This window comes from Microcoleus sp. bin48.metabat.b7b8b9.023 (genome assembly GCF_013299185.1).
In the GTDB taxonomy this organism is placed as follows: Bacteria; Cyanobacteriota; Cyanobacteriia; order Cyanobacteriales; family Microcoleaceae; genus Microcoleus.
Genome location: NZ_JAAFKG010000006.1, coordinates 44,051 through 58,677 on the forward strand (window position 1 = coordinate 44,051; position 14,627 = coordinate 58,677).

A 14,627-nucleotide genomic window follows, 5' to 3' on the forward strand; every position below is an offset into this window, starting at 1 on the left:
CGAACCTTTTTTTGATTTAATTCAAGAATACTCGCCCGTCTTCTTGAATTTCCATCGATTTTGTATCGATGCCCAAGTCGGTTGTCGCGCCGAAATTTACTTGCAACATTCCTGTCGTCGCTGTGGCTTGCGGGCGAACCAGCATCAATCCGCCGTCTGGACGTTGGTAGGTGAGGGTGATTGGCACTTTGATGTTTGTGAGTACAATTTCCGATTGTTCGCCCAAAGTGCGCGGTGGGGTAAGGCCCACTACTTGATAATTGATGACTGCATTGGTGGTATTCACCAGTTTAATTACTACCATACCGGATGTCGGCGTCACTCGCGCAGCGGGCATCGGGAAGCGGGGTGGCGCGTCTGTTGTTGCAGGTTTTGAGGGCATCCCGTTGGGGCTGGGACTTACAGCGGGACTAGGTTGGGCAACGGGCTTTCCTGTTCCCGGAGTGGCTGCGGGACTCGGTTGGGAAACGGGTTTTCCTTGTTGGGGCGGGGGGCCGCCTGCTTGGGAAAGTGTGGCTAGACTGACGAGTAAACCGCCGCAGGTGGCTGCTAGCAAGCTGATTTTGTTCAACGGTTGATTGTGGCGAAACATAAATAACTCCTCACAAGTTCGATCGAGATTTCCAACAAAGTTTATGTTAGTCTATGCCCGAATTGAATTTTAATAGCTGGTTATGCGCCCGAGGTACAAATAATCAGGGTTTGAGGGGGAGATTTTTTTAACCGCAGAGGGCGCAGAGGGCGCAGAGGAAGAGGGGAAGAGGGAGGTTTTAGGGGCGAGATGTTTCTAATCAGGGTTTGAGGGGGAGATTTTTTAACCACAGAGGGCGCAGAGGAAGAGGGGAAGAGGGGAGGTTTTAGGGGCGAGATGTTTCTGATTTGTGGGCGGGGATGGTTACGGTAACAGCGGTTCCCCGATCGACTTGGCTGTCAATCCGGATTTGGCCGCGGTGGTTTTCGACAATGGCTTTGGCTATGGCTAATCCTAAACCGGAACCGGCGGCGCTGCGGTGGGTGCGGGCGGGATCTGCGCGGTAAAATCGATCGAACAAATGCGGTAGCGCTTCCGGGGAAATCCCCATTCCGGTGTCTGTGACTTTGATTTGCAGTGCAGAATTGATTGGCGACGAATTTCTTTTGTTTTTAGCTGCCAACTGCAATTCTACTTCAATTTCCCCGCCAGAGGGCGTGTACTGTACGGCGTTGCTGACAATATTGGTAAACAGTCGCGCTAGTTGATCCCAGTCGCCTAAAACTGTAAAGTTATTTTCTGTGTCGGGCGAATCGATTATTTCCAAACAGAGAGAGAGATTTTGGGTAAGGGCGATCGCGAGTTGTTCTTCAATTACCTCCATCAACAAAGCATCGAGAGGAACATCAACCCACTGCTGCTGCACGATTCCGCTGTCTTGTCTGGCTAAAAATAGCAAATCGTCAACCAACCGCCCCAAACGGCGCGTCAGGCGTTCGATAACCTGTAGCTGTTGGTGTTGCTGCGGTTCGATGTCGGGTTCGGCCAAGGCTACTTGGACATTTGTTTGAATAGTGGCGATCGGATTTCTGAGTTCGTGGGAAGCATCGGCGGTAAACTGTTTGAGACGGCTGTAAGATTCTCGCACAGGTGCGATCGCCAATCCTGACAGCAACCAGCCAATAGCCGCCACGCAAATTAAAGTTAAACTCGCGCCCAAAATCAAATCAAAAATTAATTGGCGGATCGGTTTTGTCACTTCAAACCAAGGATGGCTGACTCGCAAATATCCCAAAACTTGGCGGCCGATTTCCACACGCTGCGTAACTTGTCTGAGAGAATAGTTTTGATCCTGCAACTTATTATTAATTATCCAAACCGTTTCGCCCGTGCGATTAGCGCGAATCGGCACATTCAGCGGTTCCGACAAAGTAGACCACAGCAACTCGCCCGTAGGACTGAACCATTCTAAATCAATGTGGTCGTCTTCTACTGCATCCGTGCTGTCTCGAAAACTCGTTTGAATATTAACTTGCAACTTAGTTTTAGCACCCCTACTCGAAGAACTTATCGGTTCGATCGCGAGAGTTCGCTCTACTATTTCTACAACGTGATTGAGAGTGTCGTCGATGCGATCGATCAAAGTATTGCGAACGTAGAAATAGAAACCCGTGGCGAATACAAGTAACAACACGGCAGTAACGGCAGTGTACCAAATAGCAAGGCGGCGGCGAGTAGTTTGAAACATGGGAAATTTGGAAATAACGAACCGCGAAGACGCAAAGAGCGCGAAGTAAGAAAAGAGGAAGAGAATTTTAAAGGGATGTTGAAGTAATAACTATTAACCAACCATTCACAAGTATAACGCTCTGCGAGTGCATCTGGTATTTTGCAATGGTTCTCGCATTCCGGCAGACAATTTATTAGTAACAACCACATATTTACTGCCACAATGCTAGAGTCCCTAGGAATATATTTGCAAAAATGAGATGCGCCTTGCTCTGTTCTTCTATTCTTATCTTCCTTTGCGCCCTTCGCGACGAAAGCGGTTCGTTTTAAATCTCAAATCCATGCTACCCGGTTAACCGACCCGACAGAGTGAGGAAATCCGATTGACACGACCTGCGTATTTGATGAGAAAATAAATGAATTAAACTGCTTAATATTAAAGGATGAACGTTATCAATGGCAATTAAAGACCAGCCCCAACCCCCTCGTTTTCGGCAAATCAGCAATATCGTGTTATTGCTATCAAGCTTGTTTCTGCTAGCAAACATCTTTTTGCCCAATTTGTTCGGCCCCCAAATTCCCCAAGTGCCTTACAGTTTGTTCGTCCATCAAGTCCAAGAACAAGATGTAGTTAGAGCTTCGGTAGGTCAAAATGAAATTCGCTACCAACTCAAAGGCGAAGGCGACAAACCAGGACAAGTTTTGTCAACTACGCCAATTTTTGACCTGGAACTGCCTAAACTTTTGCAAGAAAAAGGCGTTGAATTTGCGGCAACTCCGCCTTCTAAAAATGGCTGGATTGGCAGTGTTTTAAGCTGGGTAGTGCCGCCGCTGATTTTTGTGGCAATATTTCAATTTTTCATGAACCGGGGCGGTGGCGGGCCGCAGGGTGCGCTGTCGATCGGCAAAAGCAAGGCTAAGGTCTACGTGGAAGGAGACTCGGCGAAAATTACGTTTGCTGATGTCGCTGGAGTAGAAGAGGCTAAAACAGAATTAGTTGAGGTTGTTGAGTTCCTGAAAACTCCAGACAGATTTACGGCAATTGGCGCGCGAATTCCGAAGGGTGTGCTGTTAGTCGGGCCGCCGGGAACTGGCAAAACGCTGTTAGCCAAAGCAGTGGCTGGTGAAGCTGGTGTGCCGTTTTTTAGCATCTCCGGTTCGGAGTTTGTCGAACTGTTTGTCGGTGTTGGTTCTGCGAGAGTCCGAGATTTATTCGAGCAGGCTAAGAAGCAAGCTCCTTGTATTATTTTCATTGATGAATTGGATGCGATCGGCAAATCTCGCAGCACTAACGCTGCATTCGGCGGGAATGACGAACGCGAACAAACTCTCAATCAACTATTAACTGAAATGGATGGTTTTGCAGCGGGTAATACTACGGTAATTGTACTCGCTGCAACGAACCGCCCGGAAAGTTTAGATGCTGCTTTGTTGCGCCCAGGCCGTTTCGATCGCCAAGTTTTAGTCGATCGCCCGGATTTATCTGGCCGCGAAGCAATTTTGAACATTCACTCTCAAAAAGTGAAGTTGGGCCCGGATATTGACTTAAAGGCCGTCGCCACTCGTACCCCCGGTTTTTCGGGCGCAGACTTGGCAAATTTGGTCAATGAAGCTGCCTTGCTAGCTGCCCGTAACAAGCGCCTCACTGTGGCACAGGAAGACTTCTATGAGGCATTTGAGCGCGTTGTAGCTGGCTTGGAAAAGAAGAGCCGGGTGCTCAACGAAAAAGAGAAAAAGATTGTGGCTTATCACGAAGTCGGGCACGCCATGGTTGGCGCTGTGATGACTGGCGGCGGCGAAGTGTCGAAAATCTCGATCGTCCCGCGCGGTATGGCTGCATTGGGTTACACGTTGCAAGTACCGACGGAAGATCGTTTCTTGTTGGATGAATCGGAATTGCGCGGTCAAATTGCTACACTACTTGGAGGGCGATCGGCTGAGGAAGTCGTATTTGGTAGCATCACTACCGGCGCTTCCAATGACTTGCAAAGGGCGACTGATTTAGCAGAGAGAATGGTAACAACTTACGGTATGAGTAAGGTGTTGGGGCCTCTAGCTTACGATCGCGGCCAACAAGCAATGTTCCTCAACGATGGGATGGGAAATGCTCGCCGTGCGGTGAGTGCTCAAACTGCGGAGGCGATCGATCAAGAAGTCAAAGAAATCGTTGAAACCGCACATCAGCACGCTTTGGATATTCTGAAAGCCAATCGGGAATTGCTGGAAACAATCACGCAGCAACTGTTAGAAACTGAAGTAGTTGAAGGCGAAGCTTTGCACAAATTACTGGCTGAAGTGCTGCCTTTAGATAAGGTTGTGGCTTGAGTTTAAAAGGGTTTAATAGGACTTACGCATGAGAGTCCAGAAACCGGGTTTTTACTGAGAATACTTTGTTAGCATTGCAGATTCGCTCAAAAACCCGGTTTCTTTATTCGGAGTACATAAGTCTTGTTTAATTAAACCGCAGATTAACGCAGATGATTTGTAATCATCTGCGTTTTTTGATATCGTAAATTGTCAAGCAGAAGGCTTCGGAGCCGGTGCCCCTCGCAGCATTCCTTCTGTACTGAGGTCTTCATCGATTTCTTCCCAGTGAATGCCATAACCTCCTCCACATACTTCCCATTTTGCCCTTTGATCGGGAGTTGCATTAAACAATCTGGGATACCAAATTAAAGGCACGGTAATGATTCGTCCATCCATCAAATCAACGCTAATTGTTTCTTCAGTAAAATGAATTTCCTTAACTCTCTCGTCCGCTCGAATCGCCAAAATACCCATACCAAGCCTCCAATAAAGTTTGTTGATTTTCTTGTACTACCGACTGTATTTTCCGAAGTTCTTTAGCGCTAAAACCAAGGTTGTTCGCTAAACTGACTGGCTCCAGCCAAAATTTAACCGATGATTTGTCTCGGTCAATATGAACATGAGGTGGTTCATTCGGTTCATGGCTGTAAAAGTAAAGTCGGTAAGGGCCTACTCGTAAAATAGTTGGCATAATTCCAGGTTATACAACATTTTAATGCGAATTTCTGTATCTTGTCTTTTTTTATGCTTCTTCGATGACACGGCTTTTGTAAAATTTTCTCATTGATTCCTTGGTAATAATAGCATGAGAAGGTTCATCTTTTGGTAACTCACCTCTAGCATTAATCCAAGGATCTTCGCGTCGCACCATCAATTCTAACTCATAAGATGATTGGGCGGTTGAAACCGCTTCTACACAAACAAAGTCTGCCTCCGCAGACTAAAAAATAAAGGAGTTATTTAAGCCAGATTTGGTATAATTGAAATTTTACCCTCTGTCAAAAATTTGTAGGGGCGGGTTCACCAACAATAATTGCCTAAAACCCACAATCTCCTAAACCCGCCCCCACCCAACGGTAAATCACTTTTAAAATACAAGGTTTAGTTAAGGATTTGTTATGAATATTTTGGTAAAAAACTATTGTGTAATGGTTGAATTTCCAGATGTGAGTGGGGCTGAACACTTAGAAATGTTGCAACTTAGAGATGAGTTGGCAAAAGTTGAATCTCAACTGAGTGAGGAAGAGAAAGGTTTATTAGCAAAGGCCGATGGACGGTTAGTGGAACAAGCAAGGGAGTTTTATGAGGAGTTGTCAAAATTTGTGGATTTAACCGAGAAGCGCAAATTTGAGGAGATTACACCTCAGCGTTGGTGGTGGTATTTGGATGTTTTGGCATTGTTGCCGAATTTGAGGAAACAAGAGTTGACAAGCGGTGTTGTTTGAAGCGTTTATTCATTGTCGAGTTTTGATATACTGCTTCAGTACAGGTGACAGAGTGTAAAGACTTGCCTGTTTTTCGATCCAACAGCGCCGCGATAAAGATTGGAGCGCGTTTAGCAAATCTGATGATGATATTTGTCCATGTTGTAGCAATTTGGCGAAGTTGACTGGCTGGTTTTCTGTCGCCAACAAGGACAGGACTTGTTTTTCTAGTTCGGAAGTGCGATCGAACTGCTGCTGTAAAACATCTTTCAAATCTTCGGGTAACAATATGGTATCATCTAGTAATAATTCTGTCGCGCCGATTCCCAATTCTTGAATCAAAGTCGCCACGCTTTTTAACCATAGCGGGTTGCCTTCATAGCGGTGAATGAGTGCTTCACTGTTGTCAATTTCTTCTAACCCACAATCTCTCAGGATTTCCCGTCCGGCTGCGATGTCTAAACCTACCAGTTGTAAGGTACGAATGGGAGTATTTTGGTTTTTAAATTGAGTCACTTCTCTCGGTTGTTCCCAACCAATTAGCATAAAGCAACTTTTATGAGATAATTTTTCTATCTGTTTGAATAAAGAGCGATATTCTTCGTAGTCTGGTTTATACTTTCCTGCCAATTCGCCGCTACAGAAAAGGTTGTGAACGTCATCCAAGACTATTAAACAGCGATGCTTTTGTAAATACTTAATCACCGGTAAGCGTTTCTGGTTGGTTGGGGAATCTAGTTTTTCTGACTGGGAAAAAAACTGTATTAGTTTATGTTCAAATTCATCTAGGGTGTGCGATGCGTCTATGCTGCACCAAATAACGTACTCAAACTCCTCTTTAATTTGTTGTACGAGTTGTACTGCTAGGGTTGTTTTGCCGATTCCACTGATGCCGGTGAGGGCTATGAGGCGGCTGTTTTGTTGTAGAATCCAGGTTGTGAGGGTTTGGAGTTGGGGGGTGCGATCGAAGAAATCACCCAACTCCGGCATTTCGCTTAAATCTTGATGTGAGGTTTGAGGTTGTTTTGGGTTAGATGTTTCCTGATTTGGTGGGTGTGAGTTTTGTGTATCTGGTGAATGTAACGTTTCTCCACAGATGTTAAAACTACCAATTTTGTTGTGATGCTGTTCCAAATGTGAAACTATCGAGACTTGCAACCTCTCTATTGCCGATCTAAAATTTGTTTTACTAACATCTTCTCCCAACTCTTCTGAAAGTATCTGCCATAACTTTGAGCCAACATCCCTAACATAACTCTCATTACAGTGAATCTCCTCGGCAATTTTGGTATATTTCTCACCTTGCATGGTTCCTCGCAGAATTGCCTCTTGTAAGTTATCGAGGTGCTGACCCGTTTTGGCAAATACCATCTCGTCAGCTATTTGTAACACTTCATTGAGATTCATGGAGTATCGTGAATGTTGTGATTTTCCGTATTATACCTAACATTTTCCAACATTTTCTGGCATTTTCCAACATTTTTATCGTAGCGAGTTTGAATTGCCAACAAAATTGCCAACAAAACTGAGCTTTTTTGGCTAGACAAAGCTGGGGTTTATAGAAAATGATTGGATAAGCTGTTAAGCTGTCGTGCATTTAAATTGTAAATTAAGGCGGATAGCGGAGAACAAGGAGCGCACAATATGAACTACCAGCGATTAGTTTGTCAAGTTTCCCTGGCTTGCTTTGCAGTTTTTTGTATGGAAGGTTTGCAACCACGAGAAGTAATGGCTAAATTGTTTCGCTCCCTGTATGCCGGACAACATGATTGGGTAACGTGGACTCTTGCTCCAGGGAGTTATGTCCTTAAGGCAAGTACCCTCTTAAATCTTGGCGATGTTGACATTGAGATTTATGACACTACAGATCAGAGATTTGCAAAGGGTAACAAGTTAGGGAGTGAAACCATTTTCTTTAACGTTCCTCAAGGAGCAGAAGGGGATTTCAAGATCAAGTACAGTATGCCTTTGTGCGTCAATCCAGCGGGTGCATGCGCTGTGAATATTGATATATTCAGCCAATAATACAAAACACTTTCACCCACTACTCTGGCTCTCAAAAATGGTGATAGGGATCGATAGGCAAGCGATAATCACCTTGCCCATCTCGATTTTCAGGAAGTAGCGCTAGTAGGTTGGGTTGACGCAAGGAAACCCAACCTCTTTTTCCACTCACAATCTTATCCATTTCCACCATTCTCATGCGATGCTTGTACGGATAGCGATCGCCCTTCACGCATCAAGAGCGATCGCCCTTTCTTGTTTCTGATGAGCGAGCTCCTAATAATCATCGCCCCGTCTCTGGCATTTATCAATCAACAGCTACCAACCCCACACCGCAGCGAGTTGCCGCTTCCGCCAAGCGGGTATCAAGTGTTGCGATCGGCAATTCCAATCTTAGTGCTAGCTCTAAATAAGCTGCATCATAAGCAGCTAAACCTTCTTGTCTTCCTAGTACCAGAGTTGAAGAGAGTGCGTTGCTATCCGTAGCTTCATCAACCTGAATTAACAGCGATTGTAACAAAGCAATAGCCATCTCAGATTGCTCAGTCGTCATGCGGTTGCGTCGCTCGGCAACTAAGAGAATATTCGCAACTTCTAGCGACCAAATTCCCGGTACAAATGCTTCGCAATCCGGCATCATCGCGAGTATAGCATTGGCATAATCGTTATCTTCATCGACTAAGCACCAACTGATTGCTACAGAACAATCCAATACAAACTGCATTAAAACCTGCGCCCTTCTTCAATCATGGAACGGATTGAGCTTTTTTCCAAGGCAATTTCTTGCCGTAGTTGTAGCATTCTCGCAATTGCTGCTTGAATTGATTTTTTAGTAGTTACTTGTCCCCAAGCGTTATACTTCGGTTGAATTTCCTGTGATGGTAGAGTCTGTACAACTACTACCACTTCAACAGAAGTATCTTTAAACTCAGCGGGCATTTGGAGAAGCAATATGCCATCACATCCAATATGCGATCGCAGTTTCATTGTTTCCATGTCAGACTCCAGAAACTTCGAGCAATTCTAGTTTACCTCAAAGCTGTTCACTTTTACCAGTATCTTGACCGATCGTATAAGTGCTATTGAATGGGAAGGATCTCGCCCCTCACACCAAATACTGCGATGATTGTACGGAGTGCGATCGCCCTTTCTGGTTTCTGATGACCGATCGCCTAAAATGAAAGAGCGATCGCCCTTTCTATCAACTCCTAATAACTTGCGCTTTTTCCTCGGCGTTGCTCAATAGGGGTATCAAATCATAGGGATCGAACCACGCCTGGTTGCTCCAGATGCTGACGGGGTAGCCAAAGAAAGGCACTACCCCTACAAGCAAAATCATACTTTGATTCAGTAATGCCAAAAAAATCTTGATTCACACTACAGCGAGTTAGCTAAATAAGTTTTTTATCTGATATAATCTGGATTGAATGCTAAAAATTTTGATATTTTAACTATAAAGATTGTGGTCTGGATATAGCCAAACAATATAAAAAATATTTTCACTAAAAAATCCATGCACCCTACCGTATTCATTAGCAGATATTTGAAATTGGTAAGGAATATTTACTAGCATAGCTTCATTGGGAATCCCAAAACCATTAGGCTCCGTTGTATCTTGCCATGCTATGCCATGACAGCGCAGGCTTTTACTCTGATTGTTGATGATTTCTTGAGAATTCAATTGCGATAAATCCCGTAGCCTTCTCAATAGAGATGCTAGATATCTAGAATCTCGGTTAGCTAGTGAAAATTTATCTTTGTCATCCTGATAATACCTGAAGGAAAAACTAACTCCTTCCGGTATTTTGACATCTAGACGATTGATGCTAGATAAAGATTGCTGGCGACGTATATCTGCCTTTTTAATTTTCTTCTATGACACGGGTTTTGTAAAACTCTTGCATTAATTCCTTCGTAATAATAGCATGAGAAGGTTCATCTTTTGGCAGCCTACCTCTAGCTTTAATCCAAGGATCTTCACGGCGCACCATCAATTCTAACTCATAAGCATCGAGAAAGAAATACTCGTCTGACAACTCGTCTAAAAACTCTTGTACTTCTTCGGGAAACTCGGGTTTTTCGACTTCTTTCAGAATTGGCTTCCAGTCAAATTGTTCTTTGTATTCGTAAAATAAAGTCGGGATAGTTGGCCCGTGCACCCAGGCTTCAAAATCCTCATCAAAAAGCGGTGTGTCTTCAAAGGCTAAATACCATGCTTGGGCGTAGTATAAGAGTTTTTGGAGCTTGTGGTTGCTGAGGTAGGAGCCTACGTCATTGGCAAACCAAATGTAGTAATCTGCTAGTTGGGAGGCTGTTGTTATTGTAGTTATTGTGGTCATATAATTCGACTCAATAGGTTTTGGATTCTATGATATCATAAGTTACAGTATAATGAATGAACATCGCATAGTAAAAATTTCATATAAACCATGACTATCGATCTACAGATTTTTCAAACAGTCGTCAAGATGCCAGAATCTCTAAAACAAGAGATTTTGCATTATGCAAAATATTTACTTGAGAAACACGCACAAACTGAATCATCTCCAGAACAACTTGAACAACCTCATGGTTATGGTAGTTGGGCTGGTCAAATCGTTATGTCTGATGATTTCGATCAACCGCTGGAAGATTTAAAGGAATATATTTCAACAGTTGACAGTTGACAGTTGACAGTTGACAGTTTGAGATCGACCTCTACCTATCCTATAAGTCCGAGGATTGAAACAGTGAATAATTTTGTTTTATTTCCCCGTCGAAGGAGGAAGCTTTAAACCCATTTTTATTGGTAACATGGAATTTCTTTTAGATACTCATGCCTTTCTGTGGTACTTGCTTGGCGATTCCAATCTCGGTAGTAATATCATGTCCGATCGATTGACTGAAATAAGTAAGGTTCGTAGTGCGGACTTCAGTCCGCTATACGGCTGCGGACTGAAGTCCGCACTACGAACCGTTTTTGTTACGGTAATCGACGGGACATAATATAAAGCAAAAAAGCAATTGATACTAAAACAGGTTTGTATTTTAGTATCGCCAGCATGAGAGGAAATCTCCATTAAAATTAATGTCGGTAAGCTTCAACTGAATCGACCGAAGACCTGCCGAAGGAATTGGAATACATTAAGGCTCAAATTCTACCAATTACATTTGAAAATACTGAGATTCACACAACTCTTCCACTGCATCACCGAGATCCTTTCGTTAGCGTAGCGTGCGCTTGGCGCAATCGCATTTTAGTAGCACAGGCGGTGAATCATTCGCTGGTTTTGATTAGTTGGGATGAAGCTTTTGATGCTTATCCTATTCAGCGGGTTTGGTGATGAATAAGGTGATTTTTTTATCAATAAGCCTACCAACAAAAGAGAATACCCAAATACTCGATTTATTGAAAAAGTCGGTATTTGGGTATTCGGTTTAATTATCTAATCTTAAACTACTTGCACTTGTTTTTCAGCAATGGAAGCAATCAGGGCTTTTTGCTGCGCCTGTTGAGCTTCGTCAGCCAAAAACTCGGCTAGTTGTTCTTCGATTTCATCCCGCACAATTTGGCGGTATTCCAGGAAATGCTCGTTGTGGGCGCACACTGTTAAATAGTGATCCCAAACGGCAGGATTGCGTTTGATAATGCTAAATAAATGATGCCAGAACTTCCAGCGAGTTGAACGCTTGACTCCTTGGCGCCAAACTACGGTTAGCAGCGCTCGCAAGTCGATCCAACTGGGGATTCTTGATGGTATATTTGCTGTAGGTGCACCTAACATCAAGAAGTGGCGGTAGGTGCGGTCTAAGTATTTCTCAGCATCGTACACGTCAGAAAATGCTTGGACATATTCCCTGGCGATGTCTTCTAGCGGCCGCGTGGGAATGAAGTTCATTAATGTAGTCTGATTCAAATTGCCGGATTTGTCGCGCAATCTGCCTTCTTTTGCTAGTCGGTGCGACAGTGCAGTGTGCGGCAAAGCTTGCAGCATTCCAAAGGTTGTACTGGGGATTGCTGCTGCTTCGGCGAAGTTGACGATGCGTTGCCCTGCACCGGGTTTTTCGCCGTCGAATCCGATGATGAATCCGGCCATGACTCGCAAACCTGATTTGGCAATTAATTCTACTGATTCTATCAGGGAGTTGCGAGTGTTTTGGAATTTTTTGGTCATTTGCAAGCTTTCTTCGTCGGGGGTTTCAATTCCTAGGAATACTGCGTTGAAATGACATTTCACCATCATGTCCATCAATTCTTGGTCTTGGGCTAAGTCGATGGATGCTTCTGTGTTGAAGTTGAACGGGAATTTGTGTTCTATTTGCCAGACTTCTAAGTCTTTTAGTAATAGTTTGACACTGCGTTTGTTGCCGATAAAGTTGTCGTCTACCATGAACACGCCGCGCCGCCAACCTAGGTTGTAGAGACAGTCTAGTTCGGCTATTAATTGTTGGGGTTCTTTGGTGCGGGGTTTGCGCCCGTAGAGGACGATGATGTCGCAGAATTCGCACTGGAAGGGACAGCCTCGGGAAAATTGAATCGACATTGAGTCGTAGGCGTCTAGTTCCAGCAAGTCAAAGCGGGGTACTGGGGTTGTGGTAACATCGGGTTTGACGCCGTCCGATCGATAAATGCCACTTTTTTCACCGCGCGCGATGGCTTCGACGAACATCGGTAGGGTGATTTCGCCTTCGTCGAGAATCAGGTAATCGATGCCTGCTGCTTGGGGCTCTTCTGGTACGGAAGTTGGGTAGGGGCCGCCGCAAGCTACGGATTTACCGCGCCGCTTGGCTTCGCGGATGATGTCTAGCAAGTCTTCTTTTTGGACAATCATTGCTGACAGAATAACGAGCTCCGCCCATTCCCATTCTGCTTCGGTGATTTGTCGGATGTTACGATCGACTAACTTGAATTCCCATTCTTGGGGTAGAATGGCTGCTACTGTGACCAAACCCAGCGGTGGAAGCAGCACTTTGCGATCGACTAATTCTAGGATTTTCTCATAAGACCAGAATGTTTTTGGGAACAGGGGGTAAACTAGAAGCACTCGCATAGTATGTTAAACCTCACATCACTAAAAGACTTGCGATCTGGCTGGCGTTTGAGAGTTCGATCGACTCTCAATATTTAATGTTAAGGCTAAAATTACGATCTTGCGCGCGATCGACTATCTAGAAAGGGGCGACACCCCCTAACACAAAGATAATGGGCGCAATTTTTAGCTTGCAGTTCCCTGTTATAGTTGGCAAATGTTGATATCTTATCGTATCTCACCATGGATTGACGATAATCGCTTCAAAAGTGCCCGAATCAGGCAAAAAAGAATTTGAAATAGTAAAGTTGAATAGGATAAAGAATTAGGGACGATGCTCGGAGCAACGTCCCACAATCTTTCTTGTGGGACGTTGCTCCTAGCCTGTCGGATTATTTGTGCGGAGTGTACGGACTACTTTGTATTTTTATCTGGAATCCCGCTAGTTCTTAACATATCAGCAACAGTTCCGCAGTAACTCGGCAATCCGATGCTTTCGGGATTGACCAGATTTTGATAGGTAAAATGGCGGTAGCTGATACAAAATCTATCCCAAGCAGCCATCTGAATTCGGAACAACCAAATAAAGAAATCGGCAAGCCAAGGTGACAGAGTAATCCGAAAGAAGATTTTTGTATGCAAATACTTGCAAGCTTGTTCGACAACTTCGTTCGCGGTAATCGCCGGATTTCCGAGTACAAAATGTCGCGGCTCTTCGGAATCGGACGGATGTTCGACTAAGTAATTAACTACTGTAGCAATGTCTGCACCGTGGATGAAGTGAAAACTGCCATCTGCTTTCAGCCAGCGAATCAAACCAATCCATTTCGCGACAAGCGGCAAACCGGATGATAGGTGAGAAACTGGTTTTTCGGCGTCTCCTCCTAATACTAAGGTTGGGTAAAGTGCGGTAATTGGAGGTACGTTTTTTAACGTAGATAATTGCGTCATGCAATCGTATTTGGAGCGAACATAATCTGTCCCCAGTTCGCCTGCTTCTTTGAGCAAGTTGTTATCTCTACCGAGAATGCTGGCGGTTGAAAAGTATATTACTTGTTGGCAATTCTGGGGCGAAAGTAGTTGGATTAGGCGCAGGGTTTTGGTAACGTTGACATCAAAAACTTCTTGGGTTCCTCCCCAAGCTGTGGCTGCTAAAATTGCTACGTCTATTGTTTGCAGCAGTTCGGAATGGCGATCGATATCTTTCATGTCGCCTTGTATGATATTGATGCCCGATCGCGCTTTCCAGTCAAATTTTAGCTTGTCGGGGTTGCGAACTAATAGGTATAGTTCGTGGTTTGTCTGTTGAATCAAGGTTTCGGCCATGTAGTGACCGATACAGCCACTTGCACCCGTTATGAAAATTTTTTTTGTCATTTGCAGAAGGGGAAGGGGGGGAGAGGGGGAGAGATGGAGAGATGGAGAGTTATTGGTGTAACATTAAGGCTTTAGTAGGCCATAGATTTGGGTGATAGTTGAGGTTTGATCCCCCTAAATCCCCCTTAGGTCGGGGGACTTTGAATGCTCTTGTTCCCCCCTTCTTAAGGGGGGTTAGGGGGGATCTCCGGGTTTTATTACCAGGAGTTAAAGGGGATTTTCGGTGGGTGGGGGCGGGTTTATTTCACTTGTTTGTAACTTTTAAGGTTGTTGGTGAACCCGCCCCTACGGGTTTTTGGGGTTTGA

17 protein-coding genes are annotated in these 14,627 nt (G+C 44.5%); 5 read left to right on the plus strand and 12 right to left on the minus strand.

The window, feature by feature from the left end; genetic code table 11:
• Positions 1–16: 16 nt before the first annotated feature.
• The gene (locus QZW82_RS05515) at positions 17–592 is read right to left on the minus strand and encodes a hypothetical protein (protein ID WP_293145811.1); all 576 of its coding nucleotides are present in this window, start codon (positions 590–592) and stop codon (positions 17–19) included.
• A 265-nt stretch (positions 593–857) separates the two neighbouring features.
• Positions 858–2,219 carry an ATP-binding protein gene (locus QZW82_RS05520; protein ID WP_293145814.1) on the minus strand — a complete coding sequence of 454 codons (1,362 nt, stop codon included), beginning with the start codon at positions 2,217–2,219 and terminating at the stop codon, positions 858–860.
• Positions 2,220–2,656: 437 nt separating this feature from the next.
• On the opposite strand from QZW82_RS05520, the gene ftsH4 reads away from it, so the two are divergent.
• Positions 2,657–4,525 (plus strand): ATP-dependent zinc metalloprotease FtsH4, encoded by a 1,869-nt coding sequence (gene ftsH4, locus QZW82_RS05525; RefSeq protein ID WP_293145817.1) that lies wholly within the window; start codon positions 2,657–2,659, stop codon positions 4,523–4,525.
• 192 nt (positions 4,526–4,717) lie between these two features.
• Here the strand turns inward: ftsH4 and QZW82_RS05530 are convergent, their stop codons facing one another.
• Genes QZW82_RS05530 through QZW82_RS05540 form a run of 3 tightly spaced genes read right to left on the minus strand, consistent with a single transcriptional unit; the run spans position 4,718 to position 5,378 of the window.
• On the minus strand, positions 4,718–4,981 hold the full coding sequence (locus tag QZW82_RS05530) for a DUF2442 domain-containing protein (protein ID WP_293145820.1): 264 nt from the start codon (positions 4,979–4,981) through the stop codon (positions 4,718–4,720).
• The gene (locus QZW82_RS05535) at positions 4,944–5,198 is read right to left on the minus strand and encodes a DUF4160 domain-containing protein (RefSeq protein ID WP_293145823.1); all 255 of its coding nucleotides are present in this window, start codon (positions 5,196–5,198) and stop codon (positions 4,944–4,946) included. Before QZW82_RS05535 ends, QZW82_RS05530 begins: the two co-directional genes overlap by 38 nt.
• 51 nt (positions 5,199–5,249) lie before the next feature.
• Positions 5,250–5,378: a hypothetical protein gene (locus tag QZW82_RS05540; RefSeq protein WP_293145825.1), complete on the minus strand. Its 129-nt coding sequence runs from the start codon at positions 5,376–5,378 to the stop codon at positions 5,250–5,252.
• 277 nt (positions 5,379–5,655) lie between these two features.
• Here QZW82_RS05540 and QZW82_RS05545 point away from each other — a divergent pair, with 277 nt between their 5' ends.
• Positions 5,656–5,952, plus strand: a complete 297-nt coding sequence (locus tag QZW82_RS05545; RefSeq protein ID WP_293145828.1) for a hypothetical protein — start codon at positions 5,656–5,658, stop codon at positions 5,950–5,952.
• A gap of 9 nt (positions 5,953–5,961) precedes the next feature.
• Here QZW82_RS05545 and QZW82_RS05550 read toward each other — a convergent pair whose 3' ends face one another.
• Positions 5,962–7,338, minus strand: coding sequence for an NB-ARC domain-containing protein (locus tag QZW82_RS05550; RefSeq protein ID WP_293145831.1), 1,377 nt, complete (start codon positions 7,336–7,338; stop codon positions 5,962–5,964).
• Between the two features lie 237 nt (positions 7,339–7,575).
• Between QZW82_RS05550 and QZW82_RS05555 the strand changes: the two genes are divergently transcribed.
• Positions 7,576–7,956 carry a hypothetical protein gene (locus QZW82_RS05555; protein ID WP_293145834.1) on the plus strand — a complete coding sequence of 127 codons (381 nt, stop codon included), beginning with the start codon at positions 7,576–7,578 and terminating at the stop codon, positions 7,954–7,956.
• A 286-nt stretch (positions 7,957–8,242) separates the two neighbouring features.
• Here the strand turns inward: QZW82_RS05555 and QZW82_RS05560 are convergent, their stop codons facing one another.
• The 4 genes from QZW82_RS05560 to QZW82_RS05575 form a co-directional block, all read right to left on the minus strand.
• Positions 8,243–8,659, minus strand: a complete 417-nt coding sequence (locus QZW82_RS05560) for a type II toxin-antitoxin system VapC family toxin (protein ID WP_293145837.1) — start codon at positions 8,657–8,659, stop codon at positions 8,243–8,245.
• Positions 8,659–8,931, minus strand: a complete 273-nt coding sequence (locus QZW82_RS05565) for a hypothetical protein (RefSeq protein WP_293145839.1) — start codon at positions 8,929–8,931, stop codon at positions 8,659–8,661. The genes QZW82_RS05560 and QZW82_RS05565 overlap by 1 nt, the downstream gene beginning before the upstream one ends.
• 451 nt (positions 8,932–9,382) lie before the next feature.
• Entirely contained in the window at positions 9,383–9,616 is a 234-nt protein-coding gene (locus QZW82_RS05570) for a hypothetical protein (protein ID WP_293145842.1), read from the minus strand.
• Between the two features lie 181 nt (positions 9,617–9,797).
• Complete coding sequence (locus QZW82_RS05575; protein ID WP_293145845.1) at positions 9,798–10,274, minus strand: type II toxin-antitoxin system antitoxin SocA domain-containing protein; 477 nt, start codon at positions 10,272–10,274, stop codon at positions 9,798–9,800.
• Positions 10,275–10,364: 90 nt separating this feature from the next.
• Between QZW82_RS05575 and QZW82_RS05580 the strand changes: the two genes are divergently transcribed.
• On the plus strand, positions 10,365–10,601 hold the full coding sequence (locus tag QZW82_RS05580) for a DUF2281 domain-containing protein (RefSeq protein ID WP_293145848.1): 237 nt from the start codon (positions 10,365–10,367) through the stop codon (positions 10,599–10,601).
• A 447-nt stretch (positions 10,602–11,048) separates the two neighbouring features.
• On the plus strand, positions 11,049–11,258 hold the full coding sequence (locus QZW82_RS05585; protein WP_293145851.1) for a hypothetical protein: 210 nt from the start codon (positions 11,049–11,051) through the stop codon (positions 11,256–11,258).
• A 108-nt stretch (positions 11,259–11,366) separates the two neighbouring features.
• On the opposite strand, the gene QZW82_RS05590 is transcribed toward QZW82_RS05585, so the two are convergent.
• Together QZW82_RS05590 and QZW82_RS05595 are read right to left on the minus strand one after the other, a co-directional pair.
• Positions 11,367–12,965, minus strand: coding sequence for a B12-binding domain-containing radical SAM protein (locus tag QZW82_RS05590; RefSeq protein WP_293145854.1), 1,599 nt, complete (start codon positions 12,963–12,965; stop codon positions 11,367–11,369).
• 393 nt (positions 12,966–13,358) lie between these two features.
• Positions 13,359–14,321, minus strand: a complete 963-nt coding sequence (locus tag QZW82_RS05595) for an NAD(P)-dependent oxidoreductase (protein ID WP_293145857.1) — start codon at positions 14,319–14,321, stop codon at positions 13,359–13,361.
• Between the last annotated feature and the right edge of the window lie 306 nt (positions 14,322–14,627).

Excerpts from the sequence above, each read along its gene's own strand:
- QZW82_RS05515 (WP_293145811.1), bottom strand. The coding sequence starts at position 592 with ATGTTTCGCCACAATCAACCGTTGAACAAAATCAGCTTGCTAGCAGCC.
- QZW82_RS05520 (WP_293145814.1), bottom strand. The coding sequence starts at position 2,219 with ATGTTTCAAACTACTCGCCGCCGCCTTGCTATTTGGTACACTGCCGTT.
- QZW82_RS05555 (WP_293145834.1), top strand. The coding sequence starts at position 7,576 with ATGAACTACCAGCGATTAGTTTGTCAAGTTTCCCTGGCTTGCTTTGCA.
- ftsH4 (WP_293145817.1), top strand. The coding sequence starts at position 2,657 with ATGGCAATTAAAGACCAGCCCCAACCCCCTCGTTTTCGGCAAATCAGC.
- QZW82_RS05595 (WP_293145857.1), bottom strand. The coding sequence starts at position 14,321 with ATGACAAAAAAAATTTTCATAACGGGTGCAAGTGGCTGTATCGGTCAC.
- QZW82_RS05545 (WP_293145828.1), top strand. The coding sequence starts at position 5,656 with ATGGTTGAATTTCCAGATGTGAGTGGGGCTGAACACTTAGAAATGTTG.
- QZW82_RS05530 (WP_293145820.1), bottom strand. The coding sequence starts at position 4,981 with ATGGGTATTTTGGCGATTCGAGCGGACGAGAGAGTTAAGGAAATTCAT.
- QZW82_RS05560 (WP_293145837.1), bottom strand. The coding sequence starts at position 8,659 with ATGCAGTTTGTATTGGATTGTTCTGTAGCAATCAGTTGGTGCTTAGTC.
- QZW82_RS05535 (WP_293145823.1), bottom strand. The coding sequence starts at position 5,198 with ATGCCAACTATTTTACGAGTAGGCCCTTACCGACTTTACTTTTACAGC.
- QZW82_RS05590 (WP_293145854.1), bottom strand. The coding sequence starts at position 12,965 with ATGCGAGTGCTTCTAGTTTACCCCCTGTTCCCAAAAACATTCTGGTCT.
- QZW82_RS05565 (WP_293145839.1), bottom strand. The coding sequence starts at position 8,931 with ATGGAAACAATGAAACTGCGATCGCATATTGGATGTGATGGCATATTG.
- QZW82_RS05540 (WP_293145825.1), bottom strand. The coding sequence starts at position 5,378 with ATGGTGCGACGCGAAGATCCTTGGATTAATGCTAGAGGTGAGTTACCA.
- QZW82_RS05580 (WP_293145848.1), top strand. The coding sequence starts at position 10,365 with ATGACTATCGATCTACAGATTTTTCAAACAGTCGTCAAGATGCCAGAA.
- QZW82_RS05575 (WP_293145845.1), bottom strand. The coding sequence starts at position 10,274 with ATGACCACAATAACTACAATAACAACAGCCTCCCAACTAGCAGATTAC.
- QZW82_RS05550 (WP_293145831.1), bottom strand. The coding sequence starts at position 7,338 with ATGAATCTCAATGAAGTGTTACAAATAGCTGACGAGATGGTATTTGCC.